Here is a 1,869-nt window from a genome sequence, read left to right as displayed (position 1 = left end):
CGAGCGCCGCGAGGCCCTCGTGGCCGAGGTGCTCGCCGAGGACCCGACCCAGGACGCCGACCTCGCGGCGTCGGTGGTGGCGGGCGCCCTCGGGGCGAGCCTGGCCGCGATCGTCGTGCTGGCCCTGCTGGAGGCGCTGCTGGCCGTGCTCGTGCGCCAGCGGCGGCCGCTGGCGAGGGTGCTGCTCGTGGTGCTGGCGGTGCTGCACCTCGCGGCGGCGGTGCCGCTGGCGCAGTTCGTCGCCGAGCCGGGGTGGGAGCTGGGCGCGAGCGTGCGGTGGGCGCTGGTGGCCGAACTCGTGCTCGGGCTGGCGGGGCTGGTCACGGTGCTCCTGCCGTCGGCGACCGCGTGGCTGCGCCGCCGCTGACCGCGCCGTCGGCCAGGGCGGCCAGCACTCCCTCGCAGCTGCGGACGACGACCCGGCAGGCGTCGGCGGCGGCCCGCCGGGTCACCGGGCTCTCCGCCCGGCGCCGCCAGCGCACCAGCGCGTCGGTGGCGTAGGCGCGCAGCGCGTCCGGCGGCGCGTCGGCGGGCGCGCCCAGGCGCTCGTGCGGCGAGGCCCCCTCGGCGCCGAGCAGCCGCTCGGCGTCCTCGACGGCGTCGGCCGGCAGCAGCGCGACCGGCCCGCGCAGGTCGGTGAGCAGCCGCAGCTCGCGCAGGTCGTGCGCGCCCGCCTCGACCCGCTCCAGGCCCGCTGCGAGCGCCGCGCGGGCCGCGGGGTCCGCCGGCGGGCGCTCGCGGAGCAGGTGCCGCAGGCCGGCCAGGGCGGTGCGGGCCTTGAGCTGGTCGCTGCGGCGGGTGAACTGCACGTGCAGGAGCCGGCGCAGGTCCTCCAGGCCGCTGCGCCGGGACAGCTCGCGGGCCAGCGCCGTGGGGTCGTCCAGCCCGCCGCGCACGAGGGCGAGGGACAGGCGCAGCCCGAAGAGGCCGAAGCGCTCCAGGAGCGCGTCGCGCACCGCCGTGCCGAGGGGGTCGTCCGCGCCGGTGCCGGTGCGGAAGCGGTCGGCGGACAGCAGCTGGCGCTCGAGCGCCGCGCGCTCGGTGGTGGCCAGGCGGCGCACCGCGGCGAACTCGGCCTGGCGCAGGGTGCCCGCGGTCTGCGCCAGCAGGCCCGCCACCGGCACGACGGTCTGGCACAGCGAGCGCACCCCGGGGTCCTGCCGGTAGCGCTGAGCGACGTCCTGGGCGGAGATGAGGGCGTCGATGCGCCCCGCGCCGACCTCGTCGGCGCGCGAGAGCACCGCCACGGCGTTCACCGCGGTGCCCCGCCCGGGGCCCCGGAAGGCCTCGAGGAAGCGGACGTCGGTGGCGTGGAGGTGGCGCAGGAGGTAGAGCACGGCGTCCGCCTCGGAGGGCTCCTCCTCGGGGGTGAGGAAGGCGAGGGCGCGCGCGGAGACCGCGCGGGACAGCGACGCCGTGCCGGGGGTGTCGATGATCGTGGTCTGCCGCAGGCGGGCGGCGGGCCAGTCCACGACCAGCCGGTCCACCTGCTCCGGCGGCACCGAGCCCAGCCCGAGGGCGAGCCGGCCGCCGACCCGGTGCAGGGGCACCTGCTCCGCGCGCCCGTCGAGGGACTCCACCACCGCGCGCGGGCTCGGCCCGTCGCGGTACCAGGTGACCACGCGGGTGCACTCCCCCGCGTCCGTGGGCGCGACCTCCTCGCCGATCAGGGCGTTGACCAGGGTGGACTTGCCCGACTTCACCTTCCCGGCCACGGCCACGCGCAGGGGGCCGTCGAGGCGCTCGGCCTGGCGCCGCAGCGCGTCGCCGGCCACGGCGTCGTCCCGGTAGGCGGCACCGGCCTCGCGCAGCAGGCCTCGCACCGCGGCGAGGGTCGCGGAGGAGGTGACAGCGGGGGTCGCCGCCGGT

2 protein-coding genes are annotated in these 1,869 nt (G+C 79.3%); one reads left to right on the top strand and one right to left on the bottom strand.

Going from position 1 to position 1,869, the window contains the following annotated elements; all coding sequences use genetic code 11:
- The coding region (locus tag AC5FZL_RS16595; RefSeq protein WP_493619978.1) for a hypothetical protein at window positions 1–367 on the top strand (367 nt) is incomplete at its 5' end.
- Here the strand turns inward: AC5FZL_RS16595 and AC5FZL_RS16590 are convergent.
- Window positions 321–1,869 (bottom strand): dynamin family protein (locus tag AC5FZL_RS16590; RefSeq protein ID WP_493619977.1); only part of this gene is annotated, 1,549 nt, incomplete at its 5' end. The genes AC5FZL_RS16595 and AC5FZL_RS16590 overlap by 47 nt on opposite strands.

It is taken from the genome of Quadrisphaera sp. DVD1 (genome assembly GCF_058932755.1).
Note: the sequence above shows the minus strand (reverse complement) of the source record. Positions and strands in the feature narration are given on the sequence as shown.